The 20,811-nt window shown below is 47.5% G+C and carries 14 protein-coding genes; 5 read left to right on the forward strand and 9 right to left on the reverse strand.

The features are described from left to right. Positions 1-245 precede the first annotated feature (245 nt). The 3 genes from PJE062_RS25820 to PJE062_RS12350 all read right to left on the reverse strand — a co-directional run bounded on the left by PJE062_RS25820 (position 246) and on the right by PJE062_RS12350 (position 3,936). Positions 246-698, reverse strand: coding sequence for an SMI1/KNR4 family protein (locus PJE062_RS25820; protein WP_157039140.1), 453 nt, complete (start codon positions 696-698; stop codon positions 246-248). A gap of 214 nt (positions 699-912) precedes the next feature. Next, the gene (locus PJE062_RS12345) at positions 913-2,751 is read right to left on the reverse strand and encodes an ATP-dependent endonuclease (RefSeq protein WP_008549260.1); all 1,839 of its coding nucleotides are present in this window, start codon (positions 2,749-2,751) and stop codon (positions 913-915) included. Between the two features lie 285 nt (positions 2,752-3,036). Next, the gene (locus tag PJE062_RS12350) at positions 3,037-3,936 is read right to left on the reverse strand and encodes a DUF2971 domain-containing protein (RefSeq protein WP_157039141.1); all 900 of its coding nucleotides are present in this window, start codon (positions 3,934-3,936) and stop codon (positions 3,037-3,039) included. 205 nt (positions 3,937-4,141) lie between these two features. Here PJE062_RS12350 and PJE062_RS12355 point away from each other — a divergent pair, with 205 nt between their 5' ends. Continuing rightward, positions 4,142-4,978, forward strand: a complete 837-nt coding sequence (locus PJE062_RS12355) for a hypothetical protein (RefSeq protein ID WP_008549392.1) — start codon at positions 4,142-4,144, stop codon at positions 4,976-4,978. Between the two features lie 433 nt (positions 4,979-5,411). Then, positions 5,412-6,425, forward strand: a complete 1,014-nt coding sequence (locus PJE062_RS12360) for a hypothetical protein (RefSeq protein ID WP_208982281.1) — start codon at positions 5,412-5,414, stop codon at positions 6,423-6,425. A gap of 87 nt (positions 6,426-6,512) precedes the next feature. On the opposite strand, the gene PJE062_RS12365 is transcribed toward PJE062_RS12360, so the two are convergent. The 6 genes from PJE062_RS12365 to PJE062_RS26740 form a co-directional block, all read right to left on the reverse strand. Then, a complete protein-coding gene (locus PJE062_RS12365; protein ID WP_008549120.1) occupies positions 6,513-7,181 on the reverse strand; it encodes an FMN-dependent NADH-azoreductase in 669 nt (222 codons plus the stop codon). A gap of 50 nt (positions 7,182-7,231) precedes the next feature. Further along, a complete protein-coding gene (locus PJE062_RS12370) occupies positions 7,232-7,672 on the reverse strand; it encodes a nuclear transport factor 2 family protein (RefSeq protein WP_008549023.1) in 441 nt (146 codons plus the stop codon). Between the two features lie 13 nt (positions 7,673-7,685). Beyond that, entirely contained in the window at positions 7,686-8,126 is a 441-nt protein-coding gene (locus PJE062_RS12375; RefSeq protein WP_037036702.1) for a nuclear transport factor 2 family protein, read from the reverse strand. 134 nt (positions 8,127-8,260) lie between these two features. Next, entirely contained in the window at positions 8,261-9,187 is a 927-nt protein-coding gene (locus PJE062_RS12380) for a LysR substrate-binding domain-containing protein (RefSeq protein WP_008549323.1), read from the reverse strand. 420 nt (positions 9,188-9,607) lie between these two features. Then, complete coding sequence (locus PJE062_RS12390) at positions 9,608-10,426, reverse strand: adenosylhomocysteinase (protein WP_008549411.1); 819 nt, start codon at positions 10,424-10,426, stop codon at positions 9,608-9,610. Continuing rightward, positions 10,414-10,839, reverse strand: coding sequence for an adenosylhomocysteinase (locus tag PJE062_RS26740; protein ID WP_208982282.1), 426 nt, complete (start codon positions 10,837-10,839; stop codon positions 10,414-10,416). Before PJE062_RS26740 ends, PJE062_RS12390 begins: the two co-directional genes overlap by 13 nt. A gap of 175 nt (positions 10,840-11,014) precedes the next feature. Here PJE062_RS26740 and PJE062_RS12395 point away from each other — a divergent pair, with 175 nt between their 5' ends. The 3 genes from PJE062_RS12395 to PJE062_RS26365 all read left to right on the forward strand — a co-directional run. Beyond that, positions 11,015-11,401: a LysR family transcriptional regulator gene (locus PJE062_RS12395; RefSeq protein ID WP_198136853.1), complete on the forward strand. Its 387-nt coding sequence runs from the start codon at positions 11,015-11,017 to the stop codon at positions 11,399-11,401. Between the two features lie 27 nt (positions 11,402-11,428). Beyond that, entirely contained in the window at positions 11,429-11,941 is a 513-nt protein-coding gene (locus PJE062_RS12400; protein WP_256377924.1) for a LysR substrate-binding domain-containing protein, read from the forward strand. Between the two features lie 577 nt (positions 11,942-12,518). After that, positions 12,519-20,811 (forward strand): VCBS domain-containing protein (locus PJE062_RS26365; RefSeq protein WP_008549203.1); only part of this gene is annotated, 8,293 nt, incomplete at its 3' end.

A 20,811-nucleotide genomic window follows, 5' to 3' on the forward strand; every position in this document is an offset into this window, starting at 1 on the left:
GACTATTTGTCCTCGCTGTGGCTGTAGGAGAGTAAGAAAGTATCATACTGACCAAGGCTTCTGATCTGCGCTGTAATGCGAAAACTCCGACAAGTGAGAGGCCGCGACTAGCGTCGAGGGCCAAGAGCTGTCATTCAGACGTTTCCATCACTGGTTGAGACAGCTTGTCTGAACGTTTTCGGTCACTTAAAAGCCGCGGCTTCCAAAGACCGCATTAAGTTTCACTTACGGCGTTTTGTAGACTTTCACGAGATAACATCGTTGCCGACATTGCCAAGAACGCTTTTTGCAGGAGAGACGTCGTCCTCAAGCATCGCAAGAAGTGCTTCAAATGTTGGCGCAAGCAATACGACGCTTTCTTTCAAATCAATGTTAGTCGTATCGAAAGCAATGACAGTCGTTTTCCGCTCAGCATCGGAGGTCAATGCGATTGCAACTCCACCACCATTGCTACCAATCACAACATGGCCTGGAAAAAACTCATGGTAGGTGGCGCTCTCTTCAATATCCGCAACCTCCTCGGCAGGAAACAGGATTAACCAACATGGTTGAACAGCAAGCGGCCCCTCTCCACCATCACTTTTGGATAAGAAGTCTAAATAGCTTGCAGGCAATGGAAATGGAGATACTGAAACTAACTTTATTAACTTCGCAGTAGATGCAGCATGGTTTTTATTCCATTTTTTATTTTCGAGCACTGCTTCCCCTATCTCTGGTATTGAATGGATTGAACTGTTCTTTGCCGACGGTGATTTTAACTTTAGCGAGTAGCCATCAGTGTGTTATGCAACGAGGTGTTGGGCCATAACCGGACCTTCAAGCGAAACCAGTGCACGTCCGGCCAATGCATGACTTCAATCATAGATTGATTTTGCGCAGCTTATTGCTGATTGACCGAAGTGGGCATCGCTTTTATGCAAGCCCAAGTGCCTTCGGAATAGATTCATTTACATTTGCATACTTGTCTATTGAAATGGGAAATGTATCAATCTCTAATATACTGCTATTTAGGTTAATTCGGAGCTGATCATCCTTGATCTCGATCGTAAATAATTCCGCCTTTTCACCTAGAATATTGCGCAATATGGACTTTATTTGCTCCTCGCTCTTCCCAGCTTTTAGATGTTCAAGAGCAACTGTTGTAAGTGATAATAAATGATCTCGTACTAGTTCCGCTTCATTAATATTTGGTGCTAGCGATGCAGCCTTAATGCAGCGAACTACATCTGAATAAACGCCCTCTAAGTGACTGTTTTCCTCAAAAGAGGCAACTTCATTTGCAGCAGCTTGAGGCTTACCAATGTTATCGAAAGCAGCTTGATTTTGATAATACTCTTCAATGGTCCCAAGCCGAAGTATGAAGCAACCACAACTCTCAAGAAGCTCAAGTAATGGCTCTAACTGCACTCGCATGTCTTTCCATGCATCAGATGGTAACTCATCAACCTGGTTTTGGAAAATAGCAGAAAAGGCTGCTCGTTTCTTTCTCAGGACTTCGTCAGCACAAGCCCCAGAATGGCGCCAATATCCTGTTTCCGTAGCTAATGGTCTAATTGCTTCCCACTCTTTGTCTACCAAGTCAACGAAGCGTTGCCGAACATTTCGCTCATAAGCCATGGCACAAGCGTGTCCCAAAGAAATCGCTTTGCTCTTCGCTAAATCGCAATTCAAAAAAGTGTTGCTAAGCGCATTGTCATCAGTAAACGCATCCGCGTCAGCTAATACGATCGGGTCTTTTCCCAGTAAACGCATTAGCTTCACGACTGTGGGAAACTCCCCTTTGCCAATTACAGGCAGCAACTGCGCTCCGCTAGCTTCGATATGCAGATCTAGCTTGTTTGCAAGTCCACCACATATAATACTGTCAGATGGCCCTTCTACTAATAATGGAACTTTCGCGAACAACGCCAACTTGTGTTCTTGTCCTATTCTTGTGACTAGCTCGCTCATTTTTCTATTCGCCAAAATATTTTCGGCTGGAGATATCTGCCTTGGTTCTTCACCAAGTTCTTGGCAAAAAACAAAATTTGGCAAATCTGAAATTGAAGTTAAGTCAATAAATTCGGTTGAATGTGTGCTAATGACAATCAGTTTCTTATAGGTATCCTGCGTGGGTACCCCACTACATTTCTTTATTTCCTTTAATAGAAAAGCTTGAAGCTGGGGGTGCAACGACACCTCTGGCTCATCAATAAGTAAAGCTCCCACTGAATCATCATACAATGCAGCAAGCAAACCGACTAAGTGTATTAAACCTGAAGCTTCACGCGCAGATGAATACTTTTGGTTGTTCCCCTCATGGCGGAATTCAACTTTCAAACTCCCAGAATCCCAAATAATCGAAATATCCCGCCTAAAGAGCTTGCGAAGCCGTTCACTCACTTTGATCAAAATGTCCTGTCGTGCAGCCAGAGTATGGAAATCACCAGTCAAAGTCTCAAAATTAGTGCGCCTTTGGGTGTTTCCTTTGCCGCCAAATGCAGCGCTTTCATAGTTCGGCGAGCCGCCACGCTGACCATCATAATCTGATCGATATTGCTCCATTATCCCCATCCGTCCAGCAGAGAGGAAACGAATTGTCTTTCCTTTAATATGCCCAGGCAATTGCCTCTTCATTTCTCGCATTATATGCGTTTTGCCAGAGCCATTTGGTCCAACCAACACAGTCAAGGCACTATGAAGTTTTATATTGCGCTGTACTTGCCCATTTTCTGAAGGGACATTTAGATGAAGATCTATAGGAAATAACATTACTGGGCTCTCATAATAAATTTGCAAATATTAAACATAAACACAGTTCATGCTCAAGCGCCTGCATGGCTGTTCATAGACTTGATTTTACAGCCGTTCCTAATACGAGGCGGAGTAACTGTACCTGCTAATTATCTTGATGTAAGACAACATTAGCAGGCGCGAAATTTCAATTGAAGATTGACTTCTATACGCTTGCTATCTTTAAGAAAAAAGATACTCAAATGTTCCCTGAGCGTACCAAAAGTCGCACTAATACAATATGTGGCTTGTCAAATGGATAATTCATTCAGTCTGATTTTGACGCCCAATATCTTCGAGATCCAGAGTATTAAGTGCATCGATAGAAATCCTTGATCGACGCGGAAATAGCGCTTTTAACTCACTTGTATCAAGAACTCGTTTGCGAAGTTGAAATGTACCACGTTGTTCTCGCATTTCATAAAACCGAACTGGCTGTGATCGGTTCTCTAGAGCCTTTACAATAGTATATTTTAGGGATAAATCGCAGCGAATTCCGAAAATTACTTCTTCCAACTCTAGCGGAGAGTCCTGAACGCCGCGCTTGCCTATCAACCGCCATTCACGCTCGTAACTCCAAGAGCGAGCTTTTCGAAAAAGCACGGCTTCATCAACCCTAATTCTCGCTCTGCTATCTTGCTCCATAATGGCGATATCGCTGGCTTTTACGTTCCTGCTGCCACCATATGTGATCTTGAATAAGTCAGCACTGGTGTCATCGGGAACAGAATATCCGGCACAAATGCCTCTATGCTGATCACCATAATGACTCCACATCAGTGGGCAAGTGGCACGGGAAGCAAGAGAGACAACTCCCTTATCGTAACGTCGAAGGAGTTCTTCTTCGATACATTGCGTGAGTAAGGAGTGCAGAGGGGCTTCTAACTCGCAATTTGGATTACTGGCCTGATAGCGGACTTCATCAATTAAACTAAGAGCGCGCTTTCTACTATGATGCGTTATATGCGCAATGGTCTTAGAACCACGGTATCTCAGGGATTTTGCTGCGGTTGTCAACTCAGCCTTAGTACGCTTCTCTATTAAATGATTCAATATGTCTTCGAGCTGTCTAGAAGACAAATCACCTTCGACATTTGGTCTGCTATCAAGAGGGTCGTTGAAATCAGCAGGATCAGCGAAGAAGAGCTCGTCAGCTACCAGCATGTCAAGTAGCAAGCTGCTAAATATGCGATACTTATAGACTCGTCGAGGCGCCTGCTTTTTGCTCAAGTTAATACCCTCAATGTGAACTTATCTAGGCACCACAGATGTACCTACGGAATGCGCTAATGAGAGAATCTAGCATTTCTCAAATCATTCGCATAACCTTCATCGGCAATTGTTGATTAAGTTGAAATGAGAATAAGCGATGAAGATCCCCTCGACATTGAACGAGTTAGAAAAGCAGTTTATCAAACATGATATACCGACATCCAAGATAGCGTTTTATAATCACGACAACTTTTTAAGAGCTGAATCTAAAAACCAATCGTTCCTCGAACTTTACGGCGCGTTTGTTCGAATGCGTAAAAGAGATGCTGATTATGATAAGTATGTTAGGCGAGTTGTACCAATTGTAGCACAGCAATTAGCACGTGAGACATTATCGGACGGTCAGAAAGGAGCCTGTGTAGACGTAGCTCTGATGTTTACTAAGATACTAGAAGAGCTGGGGGTCTGGAGCTACTCTATTCAAGGGGCTCTCAAAATTACGAATCCAGAGCTACCCACTCCAACCCATTTTTGGATGTTCGATGAAGACCCAATACCAGGACATGTGTGGGTTGTAGCTCCTCCTTATGAGATTATCGATATAACTCTTCAAGCCCAGCCGTATCAACGCCAAGAGGCCAACCTAGTGCCTAGAATACTTCTATCTGAAGGTGGAAAGCGGATTACTCCAAAATCAACGGATTTCTTCGAACCATCTTTACTAGATCGCCATCATCAAATGATAGGTGGCAAGATTGCAAGCATTCACGAACAAACGCATCCGAGCATCATGAGTGCAGTGAAGTTCTTCCCATCCTGGCTCATCAAAGAGGGAAAAACACAACTACGATATGCAACAGCAGGAATCTCTTTATCAGACGCTCCCAACCTAAATGCACTTAAAAGCAGAACCTGGAACGGACGCTACGCCTCCGCAATTCTAGAAGATCTTGTGCGGCCAGCGTTGAAACCTTCTTCACAAGAAGGAAGCTGACCTTTAGGGACAGGGATTGCCTTGTCGATCACTAGTATTGACGTTTCAACGAGCAAGGGCACTCTCTCATTAATGAAGGAGTTTTGGCGTAGAGTTATATAGCCATTTTCAGTTTGCGTGCGTGATTTCGATGATGGCCACGCGGAATAGTGTCTGGTTTGAAGACCTCATTCGATGTGCAGACTATTAGTGGTGTAAGAAAAAATTGCCCTCACACTATGCCAAGATATTATCGCTGCGATGTTAGCTCAACCCTTGATGGAAATTCATGAATGTCCGGTGTTGGTCACATCTCCACTACATGCAGTCATCACAACGAGTTGTTTCAGCTAAGATAGTTTCAGCTTCGGCATGAATTAAACGAGTTTGTGGGCGGTAGCCTGCGTCTCTAGCCTCATGAGCATAAACGAGCAACAACATGAGGTAACGCTCCATGAGAAACAGTGTTCGTACTTTATGGAGAGCATCAGCTCTATCTTTCTTAATGTTTTCGGCAGCATCAGCCCAGCAGACGACTTTGGAGTTTAATGCAAAAGAGAGTGATGGGTTCTCCGTAGAAAGCAAAGCTCTTTACCCTGAAGGGCTGGAGTACGATGCAAAGCGTGAACGATTTTTACTTGGCTCAATAAGAAAAGGTGAAGTTATTGCCCTTAACAAGGATGGGACAGCAACTCGTCTGGTTGATGATGAGCGCCTTCGTTCTGTTGTTGGAATTCGCGTTGATGCAGAAAGAGGGCGACTGCTGGTCAACAGTTCTGATTATGGTGTAGCAACACGCAGCGCTCCCTCAGATAAGTTCGCATCAGTGTCCTTGGGGATCTACGATTTAGCAACAGGCGCCCCTCTAAAGTTCATTGATTTGTCAGATCTCAAGCCTGCTGAGAAAAAGTTTGCAAATGACCTAACAGTCGATGCGGATGGCAATGCCTACATCACGGATAGCCTGGCTGCATCCATTTACAAAGTTACGCCATCCGGCAAAGCCAGTGTGTTTCTTTCCCATGAAAGGTTTCGTGGTGACGGGTTTAATTTGAACGGGATACAATATCATAAGAACGGATATCTTCTTGTGGCCAAGAAAAGTGATGGTTCACTTTTCAAAGTTCCTTTAAATGATCCATCAGCCTTTACTGAAGTAGCAATGCCTCAGCCACTTGTTGGTACCGATGGCCTCGTTTTGGCTGGCCCTGATGAGCTTATCGCAATCACCAATCGTGCTTCTGGAGTTGTCTCCAACACGGTGTTCCAGCTCCTTTCTGATGATGACTGGAGCTCTGCAACAATAGGGCAGACATTCAAAACGGGTGATGTTTACCCAACCACCGGGGTTGTCGCGAAAGGCAAGCTTTACGTGAATTATGGTCACCTGCATACGCTTAGTAGCGCCTTGACAGAAGGTGATGAGCTCAAAGACACTTTTCACATTCAGCAAGTTGGGTCTGAATGAAGAGCAAACACGATCTTTTCTGGAACTGACAGCTCTAAACCCACCAAATGGTGGGTTTAGTTTTGGGCTGTTGCTTAGACTGAACCTCTAGTTCAGTAAAGCAAGCTTTGCGGCCAACTCTCTCGCTTTTGCATGCGCATCTTGCACGGAGGTCTTATGTCGTTCGTCATTAAATTCTTGATACTCAGCTGCGACTTCAAATAATTCATCAACCCCAAGATACCCTTTCAGGGTTTTGATATGCGGTATGAGATGGTTCCTGCCTTCGCGAACTCCACCGGGCCCAAATCCGAACTCTCCTGAAGACGTGATCGCAACTAACTTCTTGCCAGATAAAATCGGTTCTACCGGATAATCACCACGAGCCAGGTCAAAGCTGAAAGTTTTATTGATGCGCATTACCTGATCAAACCAGGCCTTTAGAACAGCTGGCATGCCGTAATTGTACATCGGAGTTGACAAGATAATGATGTCGGCTTGCTCTAATTCAGCAATTAGACTGTCTGACTGAGCAAGCAGTGCGTTTTGTGTGTCACTCCGGCTTTCTGGGGCAGTGAAAACCGCTGCGATCCAATCCTGAGTTATATGGTCTGGAGGATGCATACCAACATCACGACAAATCACTGTGTCATTTGGTTTGTGCTGTTGCCATTCCTTCATGAAGGTTGCTGAGATGCTGCGGGAGATGGAGTTGTACTCCGGAACATTACTCTCGCTGCCCCGAATACTGGCATCAATTTGTAAAAGCGTTGTCATCAGAGACGTCTCCTTGTGTTTGCTTTTCTGGATTGTGAGGGCACCGGAAGTTATGCTAGTTCCTGCGAGAACAAGTGTGAAAGGTCTCCGATGAATGCGCGCTTAAGCTCACATTTCGTAAAACGCCAGACACCATCCACTTTAGAAAAAGTATCGAAGTAATCCGCCGAGAAGATTGGCTTTAAGGGAAGAGCAGCTGTCTGCTGTATAACGAGGCCATAGCGTTTGCAGGTCGCAACTCCGGCCTCCTTGTTAATCTCAAGCTGGATGTTGGTAGAGATGTGACGGGTCTTAGGTGTCCCATCCGGCTGGAGTAAAACAGTAGATAGAACACCTGCTAACAAGGCCTCTTTTCCTTGATGCATGTTGCCTTCCATGCCCCATTCACCGTAAGCGAAGAGTTCGGCAAATCCTTTCAGGTCTCCACTATCCAAAGTGAAGCTATAGCGATTGAGAAGCTCGAGGATCTCATCGTGATCGCTGCACTGCATAGCTATCATCCTCCTAACTCAACCGAGACAGAAGATGGCGGCTTAAATCGCCAAAGAATGGTTTGCTGATTGTGAGCTTAGAGTATCGCCAATCTCCGTTTTGCTGGCGGATAAACTCATCAAAATACTCACCTGAGTAGATAACCTGCAATGGAAAGTCATCGGCTTGCTGAACAACGACGACATATCGTTGGCACTCAGCTCTGCCAGCTTCTTCATCAACTCGTATGTCCAAGTTGGTGGTCATATGACGGGTGCGGGGTGTTCCGTCTTCGTACAAGATGACTCGCGTTAGAACCTGATCATACAGATCCTTGCTACCATGAACTGGCTCCGAGCCGTCAAAGTGCCAGCTTGCCTCTTTAAACAAGGCAGCGAACCCTTTCAGGTCCCCAGAATCCAGAGTGAAACTATATTGATTGATTAGCTTATGAACTTGATCTTGCGACCGCATGGGACTGCCTCTGCCATTGGCTCTTAATCTCTCTCACAGAGATCAGAAGGTCAGGCACAGTCCTACCTTGAGTACAAAACAGAGAACAACTTCAGAGATTTCAGCTGACGGCTGAATGAGATTCAGGGCATCGTTTACTTTTCAAAGAAACGCTGACCAATCACGCTATCGCGAAACAAATCTGCTTCATCCAGCAGCCAATCCTGAAACACCTGGACTTTTGCCCTGTTGGCTGAAGACTTGGGGCAAACCAGATAATAGCTTTTGTTTTTGACAGAGTAATCGAATGGTGCAACCAAGCGTTCTTCCTCCAGGTCGCGTGCAGCTGCGATCAGACTAACCAAAGCAACCCCGTGTCCATCTCTGGCCGCCGAGATGCACATATGCTCCTCTGAGAACGTATTGACTGGTTTTTGCGGAGCAAATCCGAAACCTTGATTTTGGAACCACCCTTCCCAGCTCGGGTCCTTGTCGGAAAATCCTGTCCATTCATACTGTATCAACTGGCCTTTCTGCAGCATTGATGGCTCTGGCGAAGTGGGCAGATAATCTGGAGCACACACAGCTGATACAAAATCATCCAGTATCCAGGCAGCGTGTAAATCAACATGGTCGGACTCGCCGTATCGGATCGCCAAATCGATGTTGTCTTTTGGAAAGGTGAGTAACTCATCGGAGCCCAGAACTTTCACGGCAATTAAAGGATTCTGCTCTGAAAATCGCTTGAGCCGCGGTACCAGCCAGTTTGAAGCAAATGAGTTGGTGGTGGTAATTGTCAGTGTGCCATCAAGGTCATCATTCAAAAGAGCCGCAGACCCAGCATTCAACTTCTCAAAAGCTTCCCGGATAAAAGGAGCGTAAATTTCACCTTCTTTCGTTAGACGAAGAGACCGTGGTAAACGATGGAACAACGCCATCCCAAAATGCTCTTCAAGGTTCTTGATCTGATGACTGATTGCCGTCGGCGTTACATGCAACTCCTCCGCCGCATCCTTAAAACTCAAACGCCGCACAACCACCTCAAACGCCTGTATGCTTTTTAGGGAAGGGATTTGAGGCATTGTGCGTTTTCACTCTGTTTGTGAGGCTTTGTTAGGGAGGCGTATAATGTAGGTTGGCGCAGATACCAGTCAACACAATCGGAATTTGAGTTTGTTTTTCTCCAGAACCTGAACTCTAGCACTATGCAAATAGCTAGTAGCGGTCGTAAACGAGATAGCGTTCAGGTAACTCGCATTCGTACCCATCATGGCAAAACCTCGACCGCCAAACAGTTCAAACATCTTATCACCAATCAACCCGCTAAATAGAAAGGTAATGCCATCCATTGAGAAACTGAATGAGAATTGCACCAAGAATTACCTGAGTTTGATGCTTTTGGGTTCGTGGAAATGATTTACCCAATACCAAGAAAGTTAAGCATAGGCAGTATGTTCAAATTCCTAATTTCCTCATGATGTTATTGCGCAAAAAGGCTAGCGTTAGTGGTTAATCCAGTACTTGCAGGCCAGTTCAGCTACTTTCATCTCAATGTCGTAGGGTACTGGTTGTGGGGTGTTGCTCAGCGTTGATGCGGCTGTTGCAATACGCTCAATGCTTAAGGTTTGCAACGCCAGCCCCAGATCCATAATCTCGATTGGATTGCCATCACCTGCTGATAGATTAACCAGATTGGCGTCCGACAAAAGAAACAGCTCCTTGCCACCCTCTGGGATCTGATAGGCGGTGATGTGTGGCCGGATCTGCTGATGAGATGAGCTAAGCTCAGCCAGAGCTCGTACATCAATCTCACGCTGGAAATGTCCTGCATTCGCAATAATGGTTTTATCGCGCATCAGCTGGAAATGTTCTTTGTGAAGCACGCTATCACGGCCTGTTACGGTCACAACCATATCAGCATCAGGCAGAGCTGCTTCCAATTTGGAGGTGTAGAAGCCCTCCATATGGGCTTCGAGACGAACAAGAGAGTTGCTCTCAACAACCGTGACATGGGCACCCATGCCTCGAAGTCGCTGTGCTGTACCTGCTCCACAGTATCCATAGCCGACAACGACAATTTTCTTACCGTGCAGCATCACATTGGTGGCCCGCATAAGGCCATCAACGACAGAGGAACCCACGCCAAAACGGTTTTCGATGATCCGCTTAGATTGGGTGTCGTTGATAATGAGCGTGCTCCACTTGTCGGAGTTGAAGTCCTCGCGAAGACGGTTTGCACCTGTCGTGGTTTCCTCTGTTGCCCCTAGAAGAGTCGATTGCAGCTCTGTAAACTCGTTATCGGTGAAAATCAGCTCATGCAAATCCGCCCGTTGTCTGCAATGATGTCTGGTTTAAAGCGCAGGATTTGCTTGCAGTACTCCATGTGGTCTTCGAAGGTTTCATTTCTGTGCGAGAACACATGAACACCGTAATCTTTCACCAGGGCTGCTGCGGTCTCATCCTGAGTTGAACCGGGAGAGCCTGTGAGGGCAACTGTTGCACCACCTTTGGTAAGAGCTTCCATCCAGACACCGGTTTTCGCCTCAACATGAAGGCACACACCAATCGTTAGGTCTTTGAAAGGTTTCTGCTGCTCCATGCGTTCAATGATACTGCTCATAATAGGCATATGAGCCTTCGCCCATTGGATGCGTTTGGTGCCTTCTGGTGCCAGGCTTACATCCGCTATGTCGTATGAACGTTCTGCAAGTACTGTGCTTGTATTATATGGCAATGATGCCTCCCATTATTCCGACAACAATGCTCGTGTCGGTTTTCATAGTGAGAAGGCTAAACTGTTTGGGAAACGACGAATAATATGAGTAAGTTATTGCTCATAGAATTTTTCTATGAGCTACTGCGCTGATAGATCTTAATAGACTGAGTGCATCATGCAGGACTCTCGGCCCTTGAACCAGATACAGCCAAAATGGACAGCGATGCTGAGGCGCCTCAGTTTTCGCCAGCTTCTCTATTTCTGCGAGCTTTGCCATTTTATGAACTTTCGCAAGGCAGCAGAGAGTTTGGGTGTGAGTCAGCCAACCCTTAGCCAGCAGATCTCTCAGTTGGAGGAAAACCTCGAACTGTCCCTGCTTTCCAGATCATCGACAGGCTTTCAAATTACTGCTGAGGGTCAGCAATGCCTGCGACTGTTTCAATCTTTGCTCAACGATTGTAGCGAAGAGCTGGAGAATATACATAGCAAGGCACAACAGCAGGAGTTGCGAGTTGGTATTCCAAGCTACCAGAATTTCGGACAGATTGATGAGTTGCTTAGAGGTTTTAGGGTGGCTTAGCCGAGTATCTTCACCCATCTGATTGAGCTGACAGCAGTCGAGATGTGTGAAGCATTAGCATCGAACAGGATTGACATCGCATTCATGTCACAGCCGACCCCTCTGGAGCTTCCCAAGAATCTGGAACAGTTGGTTTTTTGGTCTGGCCACTATGAGTTATGCCTGGCAAAATCTCACAAAATGGCCAACAAGTCGGTGCTTACCGCTCAGGATGTCTCTGAACTTCCATTAATTCTGCTGCCTGTAAGTGCACACCCGCGCCAATATTCCTTTCAGATTGATGCTTTAAAGGAAATCGGAGCTGTCCCGCAAATCTATCCCTCAGCAGTGACAAACGTTGGCGGCCAAATCGGCCTAGCTGCGTCTGGTGCAGGTGCTTGCATGATTGTTCCAGGTACTATGGAGCTTACACCGGATGTTTGCTCAATTCCAACAACGCCCCCATTGCCAGAGATGAAAATGACCATCTTCTGGCGAAAGAAGAGCCTCAATCCTTTGGTTGAACGCTTTATGCTGCTGGTTAAGAACTACCAAATCTAGATCCGGCATATGATTACAGTCATAGCAACATACCTCAAACACGGCACTAAGCAGAAACTCTCTTGTGACACCAGATAAAAGGTTTGCTTGCAACGGCCTAAGCAATGCCATTGGGAGCATTCTAAGTTGCTCAGCGGTCCTATGCGAAACGGCTTCTTTACGCAGGTTATTGGGTAATTCTCATAAACAGCATCGGCTTTACTATGCGCGTCAATGTTGTCCCTGAGCTGCGATGTCAGATCTATAATCAACTCTCGGGCGTACAATTAGCCTCTTTGCTCGAAGGACGTTATGCGGTTCGAAGGATATGTTGAGTGCAAGTTTTCAACTAAAATATGATGATATAAAAAACTAAACTTAATTAGATTTTGACGCTAATCAAAGCTGAGGATTCTTGTATTTTTGTTCTTCTTTATTTTTCATCTAATAGATGTGTTGCTGAGTGAAATTAACGTATGAGAAGATCGAGAAATCTAAAATAGGTTGCATATATATAATTGATTAAACTTTAAATTGTTTTGCATGATTAATGCACTCATAGTTTGGCCTGATTATTTGTCGTCATTTTGAGGCCGCTATGTCTGACCAAGCTCCAACAAACACTTCCAATACTGCCCCTGTTATTGTTTCCTCCGAGGTTGTTTCCTCTGTCACTCATGTTGTTGATGCACAGGGTGCTTCAGTGGATGGTTATGGCTCCAGTGTTGCGGTGAACGGAGCTGGGACGGTTGTTGTTGGTGTGCCTGGAGACAGTGAAGGCATTGTGTACGCTGGTGGTTCTGTTGTGGTGCGCCAGCCAGATGGGTCCGGCGGTGTTACTGAACTCAAGCTAACGGCTCCAGACGGTGTCAATGCAGGTCAGTTCGGTAAGTCTGTCGGTATCAATGAAGCTGGTGTGATTGTAGTTGGCGCTGCTGCCGATGACGATAACGGACCGCATTCAGGTTCCATCTATGTTTATCGTCCCGATGGGTCTGGGGGGTACTCTGAGCCCGTTAAGTTGACTGCATCGGAAGGAGCAGCAGGGCAACTGTTGGGAAGTTCTGTTGCCATCAGCGAGAGCGGAGTGATCGTCAGTGGTGCCCCTCAGAGCACCGCAAATGGAGTGCCGGTTACAGGCGCTGTACAGGTGTTTATTCCCAATGAAGCTGGTGGCTATGACAATGTGGCCTTGAGTGCCCCTGATGGTGTCCCAGGTGCAATGTTTGGAGCTTATGTCTCGGTAAACGATGCGGGACTGGTTGTGGTTGGAACGCCTGGTGATGATGATCTTGGTTCCCAGAGTGGATCTGTCTATGTCTACCAACCAAATGGTTCAGGAGACTATGGTGCGCCGATCAAACTGACATTGCCGCAAGGGGTGACTTACGATCAGTTCGGCAGCTCTATTACTGTAAATGCAACAGGTTTCATCGTTGTTGGTGCAAAGGGGGCTGATAGCGCCGGTGGTGATGCCGGAGCGGTTTATATCTATGCACCAACTCCAGAAGGAACATATGCAGCTCCGATCACTCTGACGGCCTCAGATGCGTCCGCTCAAGATGGTTTCGGCAATGCTGTCGCCATGAATGAAGCTGGTGTGATCGTTGTCGGCGCCAGCAATGATGATGCGGTCGCCTATGGTGCCGGCTCTGTCTATGTTTATGTACCAGATGGGCAAGGTGGTTATACCCAAACCAAGCTTGTTGCGCCTGATGGTGTTGCAACAGATGCCTTTGGCAGTCACGTTGCCATCAATCCGGATGGCACGGTGCTGGTTGGTGCCCCGGGAGATGATGACCAGGGTTATAACTCCGGGTCCGTCTATGTGTTCAAGCCCGATGCATTGGGCAACTACACCCATCCTGCAAATGAACTAGCGTTGTGGGAGACCACCAATACTTCCCCGATCACTCAGAGCCTTCAGCTGGCCTTTACAGATGTGGACGTGTCAGATGATGCTCACACCGCCAGCATCACAGAAGTCAGCGCAACCGGTGTCACCTCTGGCCTGTCATCCTTGAGTGATGATGACCTCAAAGCTCTGCTGAGCGTTACAGGAGTTACGTCTTCGGCTTCAAGCGTTGAAGGTACCATCGAACTGACTTTCTCTGCTGCTTCCACCGTGTTCGATTATCTGGCAGCAGGTGAACAGGTTGAACTTGTGTTCACTGTGACCTTGGATGACGGCAATGGTGGGATTGCGAGTCAGCCGGTTACAGTGACCATCGTCGGCACCAACGATGCTCCGGTTGTCTCAGATATTGCTGCTTCCACCTCGGAAGATGACAGTGTTCTGATCGAGCCCGCTTATAACGACCCGGATGCATCCGACACAGCCACTATCACGTTTGATGCCAGCGGCACGACAGGTGAAGTGTCTCTTATTGACGGCAAGTTTCAGTATGATCCGAACGGTCAGTTCGAGCATCTGGCGGCTGGCGAGACAGCAACTGACACCTTTACTTACACCGTGAGTGATGGCACTGCAGAGCCAATTACCAAGACAGTCACCGTTACCATCAATGGTGCTAATGATGCTCCAGTTGTCTCAGACATTGCGACATCGACTTCTGAAGACAACAGCGTTCTCATTGAGCCTGTGTTCTCAGATGTAGACGGTTCCGACACCCACACCATCACATTTGATGCCAGTGGCACGACAGGTGAAGTATCTCTTGTTAACGGTAAGTTTCAATATGACCCGAACGGCCAGTTCGAGCATTTGGCTATCGGAGAAACAGTAACAGATACCTTTACCTACACCATCGATGACGGCAATGGCGGGGCAATCACCAAGACAGCAACGATCACCATCAATGGTACAAATGATGCGCCAATTGTCTCAGACATCACGACATCAACTTCGGAAGATGACAGTGTTCTGATCGAGCCCGCTTATATCGACCCGGATGCAGCCGACACCCACACCATTACATTCGATGCCAGCGGTACGATAGGTGAAGTGTCTCTTATTGATGGCAAATTCCAATATGACCCGAACGGTCAGTTTGAGCACCTGGCTGTTGGTGAAACAGCAACAGATACATTCACTTACACCGTGAGTGATGGCACCGCAGAGCCAATTACCAAGACAGTCACCGTCACCATCAATGGTGCTAATGATGCTCCAGTTGTCTCAGACATTGCGACATCGACTTCTGAAGACAACAGTGTTCTCATTGAACCAGAGTTCTCGGATGTAGACAGCTCCGACACCCACACCATCATCTTTGATGCCAGTGGTACGACAGGCGAAGTGTCTCTTGCTGATGGCAAGTTCCGGTATGATCCAAATGGTCAGTTTGAGCAACTGGCAGTTGGCGAGACAGCTACTGACACCTTCACCTATACCGTCGATGATGGCAATGGCGGAATAGTCACCAAGACTGCAACGGTTACAATCAATGGCGCTAATGATGCTCCAATTGTCTCAGACATCGTGACATCAACTTCAGAGGACAACAGTGTTCTGATTGAGCCTGCGTTCTCAGATGCAGACAGCTCCGACACCCACACCATCACATTCGATGCCAGCGGCACGACAGGTGAAGTGTCTCTTGTTGATGGCAAATTCCAATATGATCCGAACGATCAGTTCGAGCATCTGGCTGTTGGTGAGACAGCAACCGACACCTTCACCTATACTGTCGATGACGGCAACGGCGGAGTAGTCACCAAGACTGCAACGATCACCATCAATGGCGCTAATGATACTCCAATTGTCTCAGACATCGTGACATCGACTTCTGAAGACAACAGCGTTCTCATTGAACCAGAGTTCTCTGATGCAGACAGCTCCGACACTCATTCCATCACGTTTGATGCCAGCGGCACGACAGGTGAAGTGTCTCTTGTTGATGGCAAATTCCAATATGACCCCAAAGGTCAGTTCGAGTATCTGGCTGTTGGTGAGACTGCAACTGACACCTTCACCTACACTGTTGATGATGGCAATGGCGGAGTAGTTACCAAGACTGCAACGATCACCATCAATGGTGCCAACGATGCGCCGGTGTTTGCAGCTAAAACGCAAAATGCCCCCGAACCAGTGAAGTTTGCGGCCTCCGATGGGGAGAAAAATGATGACCTTGGTCTATCAGTATCAGTAAATTCCTCTGGCACTGTAGTCGCAGGTGCGCGGCATGGAGATGGCAATGAAAAAAATAGCGGAGCTGTTTATGTTTACAGGCCAGATGGGCATGGAGGGGTTCAGGAAGTTAAGCTGATTGCCTCTGATGGTACTGAGTATGAGAATTTTGGTTATGCAACTGCTATAAATGATAGTGGTTTGGTTGTAGTCGGAGCTAAAAGTTCTGTTTATGTCTACCAACCAGACGGTTCTGGTAATTATAGTGAAGTGAAGATTCCTGGGAACTCGTATAGTTTTGGCTACGCAGTTGCGGTAAGTAACTCAGGCCTAATTATTGTTGGTGAGCAATATAACAAACCAGGCGGAGATTTGCAGGTAGCAGGTGCTGCATTTGCTTATGTGCCTAATGGTTTTGGTGGGTACTCGGAAATTGAGTTGACGTCTGCGACTCTTAGCGCCAATGACAATTTTGGCCGATCTGTGGAAGTAAATGATGCAGGAATAATTGTTGTTGGTGCATCTACCTCTATAGCAAGTTATCCTACAGGTCAGGGCGGAGAGTTTAACTCCGCTGGCTACGTTTCTGTTTTTGTTCCGGATTCTTCCGGTGGATACTCAGAGGTCAAGTTGACGGCTTCTGATCGAGCGGATGATGATCACTTTGGTGATGCGATTGCAATCAATGAGAATGGTTTGATTGTCGTTGGTGCTCGCAACAATGATGACCTCGGAAATAACTCTGGATCAGCCTATATTTATACTCCTGATGGAGAAGGTGGATATTCTGAGACTAAACTAACGGCATCAGATGGTACTCAGAATGATTATTTTGGCACTGGCGTTGCAGTAAATGATGCCGGAGTAATTGTTATTGGTGCTTACAATGATGATAATGGGGATAAATCGGGCTCAGTCTATGCATATGTTCCAGATGGTTTCGGTGGGTATGCTGAATACAAATTAACTGCTCCCGATGGGGCGGTAGATTCGTATTTTGGCTTTTCAGTTGCGATCAACGATGTAGGCGAAATCACTGTCGGTGCATGGTATGAAAACAACCGAGCGGGATCGGTTTATGTGTTTAAGCCCGATACCTCTGGTGGTTACAGTTACAATGAACCTGTTCAGATCTCTGACGCGCTTAGCCTTGTAGAAAGCACCGGCACCTCGCCAATTACCCAGAGCCTTCAGCTGGCCTTTACGGATGTGGATGTATCTGATGATGCTCACACCGCCAGCATCACAGAAGTCAGCGCAACCGGTGTCACCTCTGGCCTGTCATCCTTGAGTGATGATGACCTCAAAGCTCTGCTGAGCGTTACAGGAGTTACGTCTTCGGCTTCAAGCGTTGAAGGTACCATCGATCTGACTTTCTCTGCTGCTTCCACCGTGTTCGATTATCTGGCAGCAGGCGAACAGGTTGAGCTTGTGTTCACTGTGACACTAGATGATGGCAATGGGGGAGTTGCGACCCAGCCAGTGACTGTCACCATCGTTGGCACCAACGATGCTCCGGTTGTCTCTGATATTGCTGCTTCCACTTCGGAAGATGACAGTGTTCTGATCGAGCCCGCTTATATCGACCCGGATGCAGCCGACACCCACACCATTACATTCGATGCCAGCGGTACGATAGGTGAAGTGTCTCTTATTGATGGCAAATTCCAATATGACCCGAACGGTCAGTTTGAGCACCTGGCTGTTGGTGAAACAGCAACAGATACATTCACTTACACCGTGAGTGATGGCACCGCAGAGCCAATTACCAAGACAGTCACCGTCACCATCAATGGTGCTAATGATGCTCCAGTTGTCTCAGACATTGCGACATCGACTTCTGAAGACAACAGTGTTCTCATTGAACCAGAGTTCTCGGATGTAGACAGCTCCGACACCCACACCATCATCTTTGATGCCAGTGGTACGACAGGCGAAGTGTCTCTTGCTGATGGCAAGTTCCGGTATGATCCAAATGGTCAGTTTGAGCAACTGGCAGTTGGCGAGACAGCTACTGACACCTTCACCTATACCGTCGATGATGGCAATGGCGGAATAGTCACCAAGACTGCAACGGTTACAATCAATGGCGCTAATGATGCTCCAATTGTCTCAGACATCGTGACATCAACTTCAGAGGACAACAGTGTTCTGATTGAGCCTGCGTTCTCAGATGCAGACAGCTCCGACACCCACACCATCACATTTGATGCCAGCGGTGCGACAGGTGAAGTGTCTCTTGTTGATGGCAAGTTTCAGTATGATCCGAAAGGCCAGTTCGAGTATCTGGCTGTTGGTGAAACTGCAACAGATACCTTCACTTATACAGTAAGCGATGGCACAGCAGAGCCCGTTACCAAGACAGTTACGGTTACAATTAATGGTGCAGCTGATGCCCCAATTTTTGTTTCCTCCGAGGTTGTTTCCTCTGTCACTCATGTTGTTGATGCACAGGGTGCTTCAGTGGATGGTTATGGCTCCAGTGTTGCGGTGAACGGAGCTGGGACGGTTGTTGTTGGTGTGCCTGGAGACAGTGAAGGCATTGTGTACGCTGGTGGTTCTGTTGTGGTGCGCCAGCCAGATGGGTCCGGCGGTGTTACTGAACTCAAGCTAACGGCTCCAGACGGTGTCAATGCAGGTCAGTTCGGTAAGTCTGTCGGTATCAATGAAGCTGGTGTGATTGTAGTTGGCGCTGCTGCCGATGACGATAACGGACCGCATTCAGGTTCCATCTATGTTTATCGTCCCGATGGGTCTGGGGGGTACTCTGAGCCCGTTAAGTTGACTGCATCGGAAGGAGCAGCAGGGCAACTGTTGGGAAGTTCTGTTGCCATCAGCGAGAGCGGAGTGATCGTCAGTGGTGCCCCTCAGAGCACCGCAAATGGAGTGCCGGTTACAGGCGCTGTACAGGTGTTTATTCCCAATGAAGCTGGTGGCTATGACAATGTGGCCTTGAGTGCCCCTGATGGTGTCCCAGGTGCAATGTTTGGAGCTTATGTCTCGGTAAACGATGCGGGACTGGTTGTGGTTGGAACGCCTGGTGATGATGATCTTGGTTCCCAGAGTGGATCTGTCTATGTCTACCAACCAAATGGTTCAGGAGACTATGGTGCGCCGATCAAACTGACATTGCCGCAAGGGGTGACTTACGATCAGTTCGGCAGCTCTATTACTGTAAATGCAACAGGTTTCATCGTTGTTGGTGCAAAGGGGGCTGATAGCGCCGGTGGTGATGCCGGAGCGGTTTATATCTATGCACCAACTCCAGAAGGAACATATGCAGCTCCGATCACTCTGACGGCCTCAGATGCGTCCGCTCAAGATGGTTTCGGCAATGCTGTCGCCATGAATGAAGCTGGTGTGATCGTTGTCGGCGCCAGCAATGATGATGCGGTCGCCTATGGTGCCGGCTCTGTCTATGTTTATGTACCAGATGGGCAAGGTGGTTATACCCAAACCAAGCTTGTTGCGCCTGATGGTGTTGCAACAGATGCCTTTGGCAGTCACGTTGCCATCAATCCGGATGGCACGGTGCTGGTTGGTGCCCCGGGAGATGATGACCAGGGTTATAACTCCGGGTCCGTCTATGTGTTCAAGCCCGATGCATTGGGCAACTACACCCATCCTGCAAATGAACTAGCGTTGTGGGAGACCACCAATACTTCCCCGATCACTCAGAGCCTTCAGCTGGCCTTTACAGATGTGGACGTGTCAGATGATGCTCACACCGCCAGCATCACAGAAGTCAGCGCAACCGGTGTCACCTCTGGCCTGTCATCCTTGAGTGATGATGACCTCAAAGCTCTGCTGAGCGTTACAGGAGTTACGTCTTCGGCTTCAAGCGTTGAAGGTACCATCGAACTGACTTTCTCTGCTGCTTCCACCGTGTTCGATTATCTGGCAGCAGGTGAACAGGTTGAACTTGTGTTCACTGTGACCTTGGATGACGGCAATGGTGGGATTGCGAGTCAGCCGGTTACAGTGACCATCGTCGGCACCAACGATGCTCCGGTTGTCTCAGATATTGCTGCTTCCACCTCGGAAGATGACAGTGTTCTGATCGAGCCCGCTTATAACGACCCGGATGCATCCGACACAGCCACTATCACGTTTGATGCCAGCGGCACGACAGGTGAAGTGTCTCTTATTGACGGCAAGTTTCAGTATGATCCGAACGGTCAGTTCGAGCATCTGGCGGCTGGCGAGACAGCAACTGACACCTTCACTTACACCGTGAGTGATGGCACTGCAGAGCCAATTACCAAGACAGTCACCGTTACCATCAATGGTGCTAATGATGCTGTTGATCTACCTCCCATTGGTGAAACGTATGTCCATCCGTCTGTTTCCAAGCTTGTTGCATCTGATGGAGCAAGTGGAGATAGCTTTGGAGCTTCAGTGTCGGTGAACTCGGCTGGCAGTGTTGTTGTCGGTGCTCGCTATGATGATCAAAACAAAGATATGTCCAATTCTGGCTCAGTCTATGTTTATGCTTCCGATGGACAAGGCGGTGTTCAGCAGGTCCAGTTGACCGCTTCTGACGGTATTAAGAACGGTTATTTTGGTCATTCTGCGGCGATCAATGATGCCGGTATTGTTGCCGTTAGTGCTTATGGTGACGACGACAAGGGCAATCAGTCTGGTTCCGTTTATGTTTACCGTCCAGATGGGTCCGGTGGATATAGTGAGTTCAAGATTACGGCTTCAGATGGTGCTGAGGGAGATCGTTTTGGATATCAGCTGGCCCTTAACGACAGCGGTGTTGTTGTTGTTGGCGCCCGCTATGATGATCATAGTACTT

Source organism: Pseudovibrio sp. JE062 (genome assembly GCF_000156235.1).
In the GTDB taxonomy this organism is placed as follows: Bacteria; Pseudomonadota; Alphaproteobacteria; order Rhizobiales; family Stappiaceae; genus Pseudovibrio.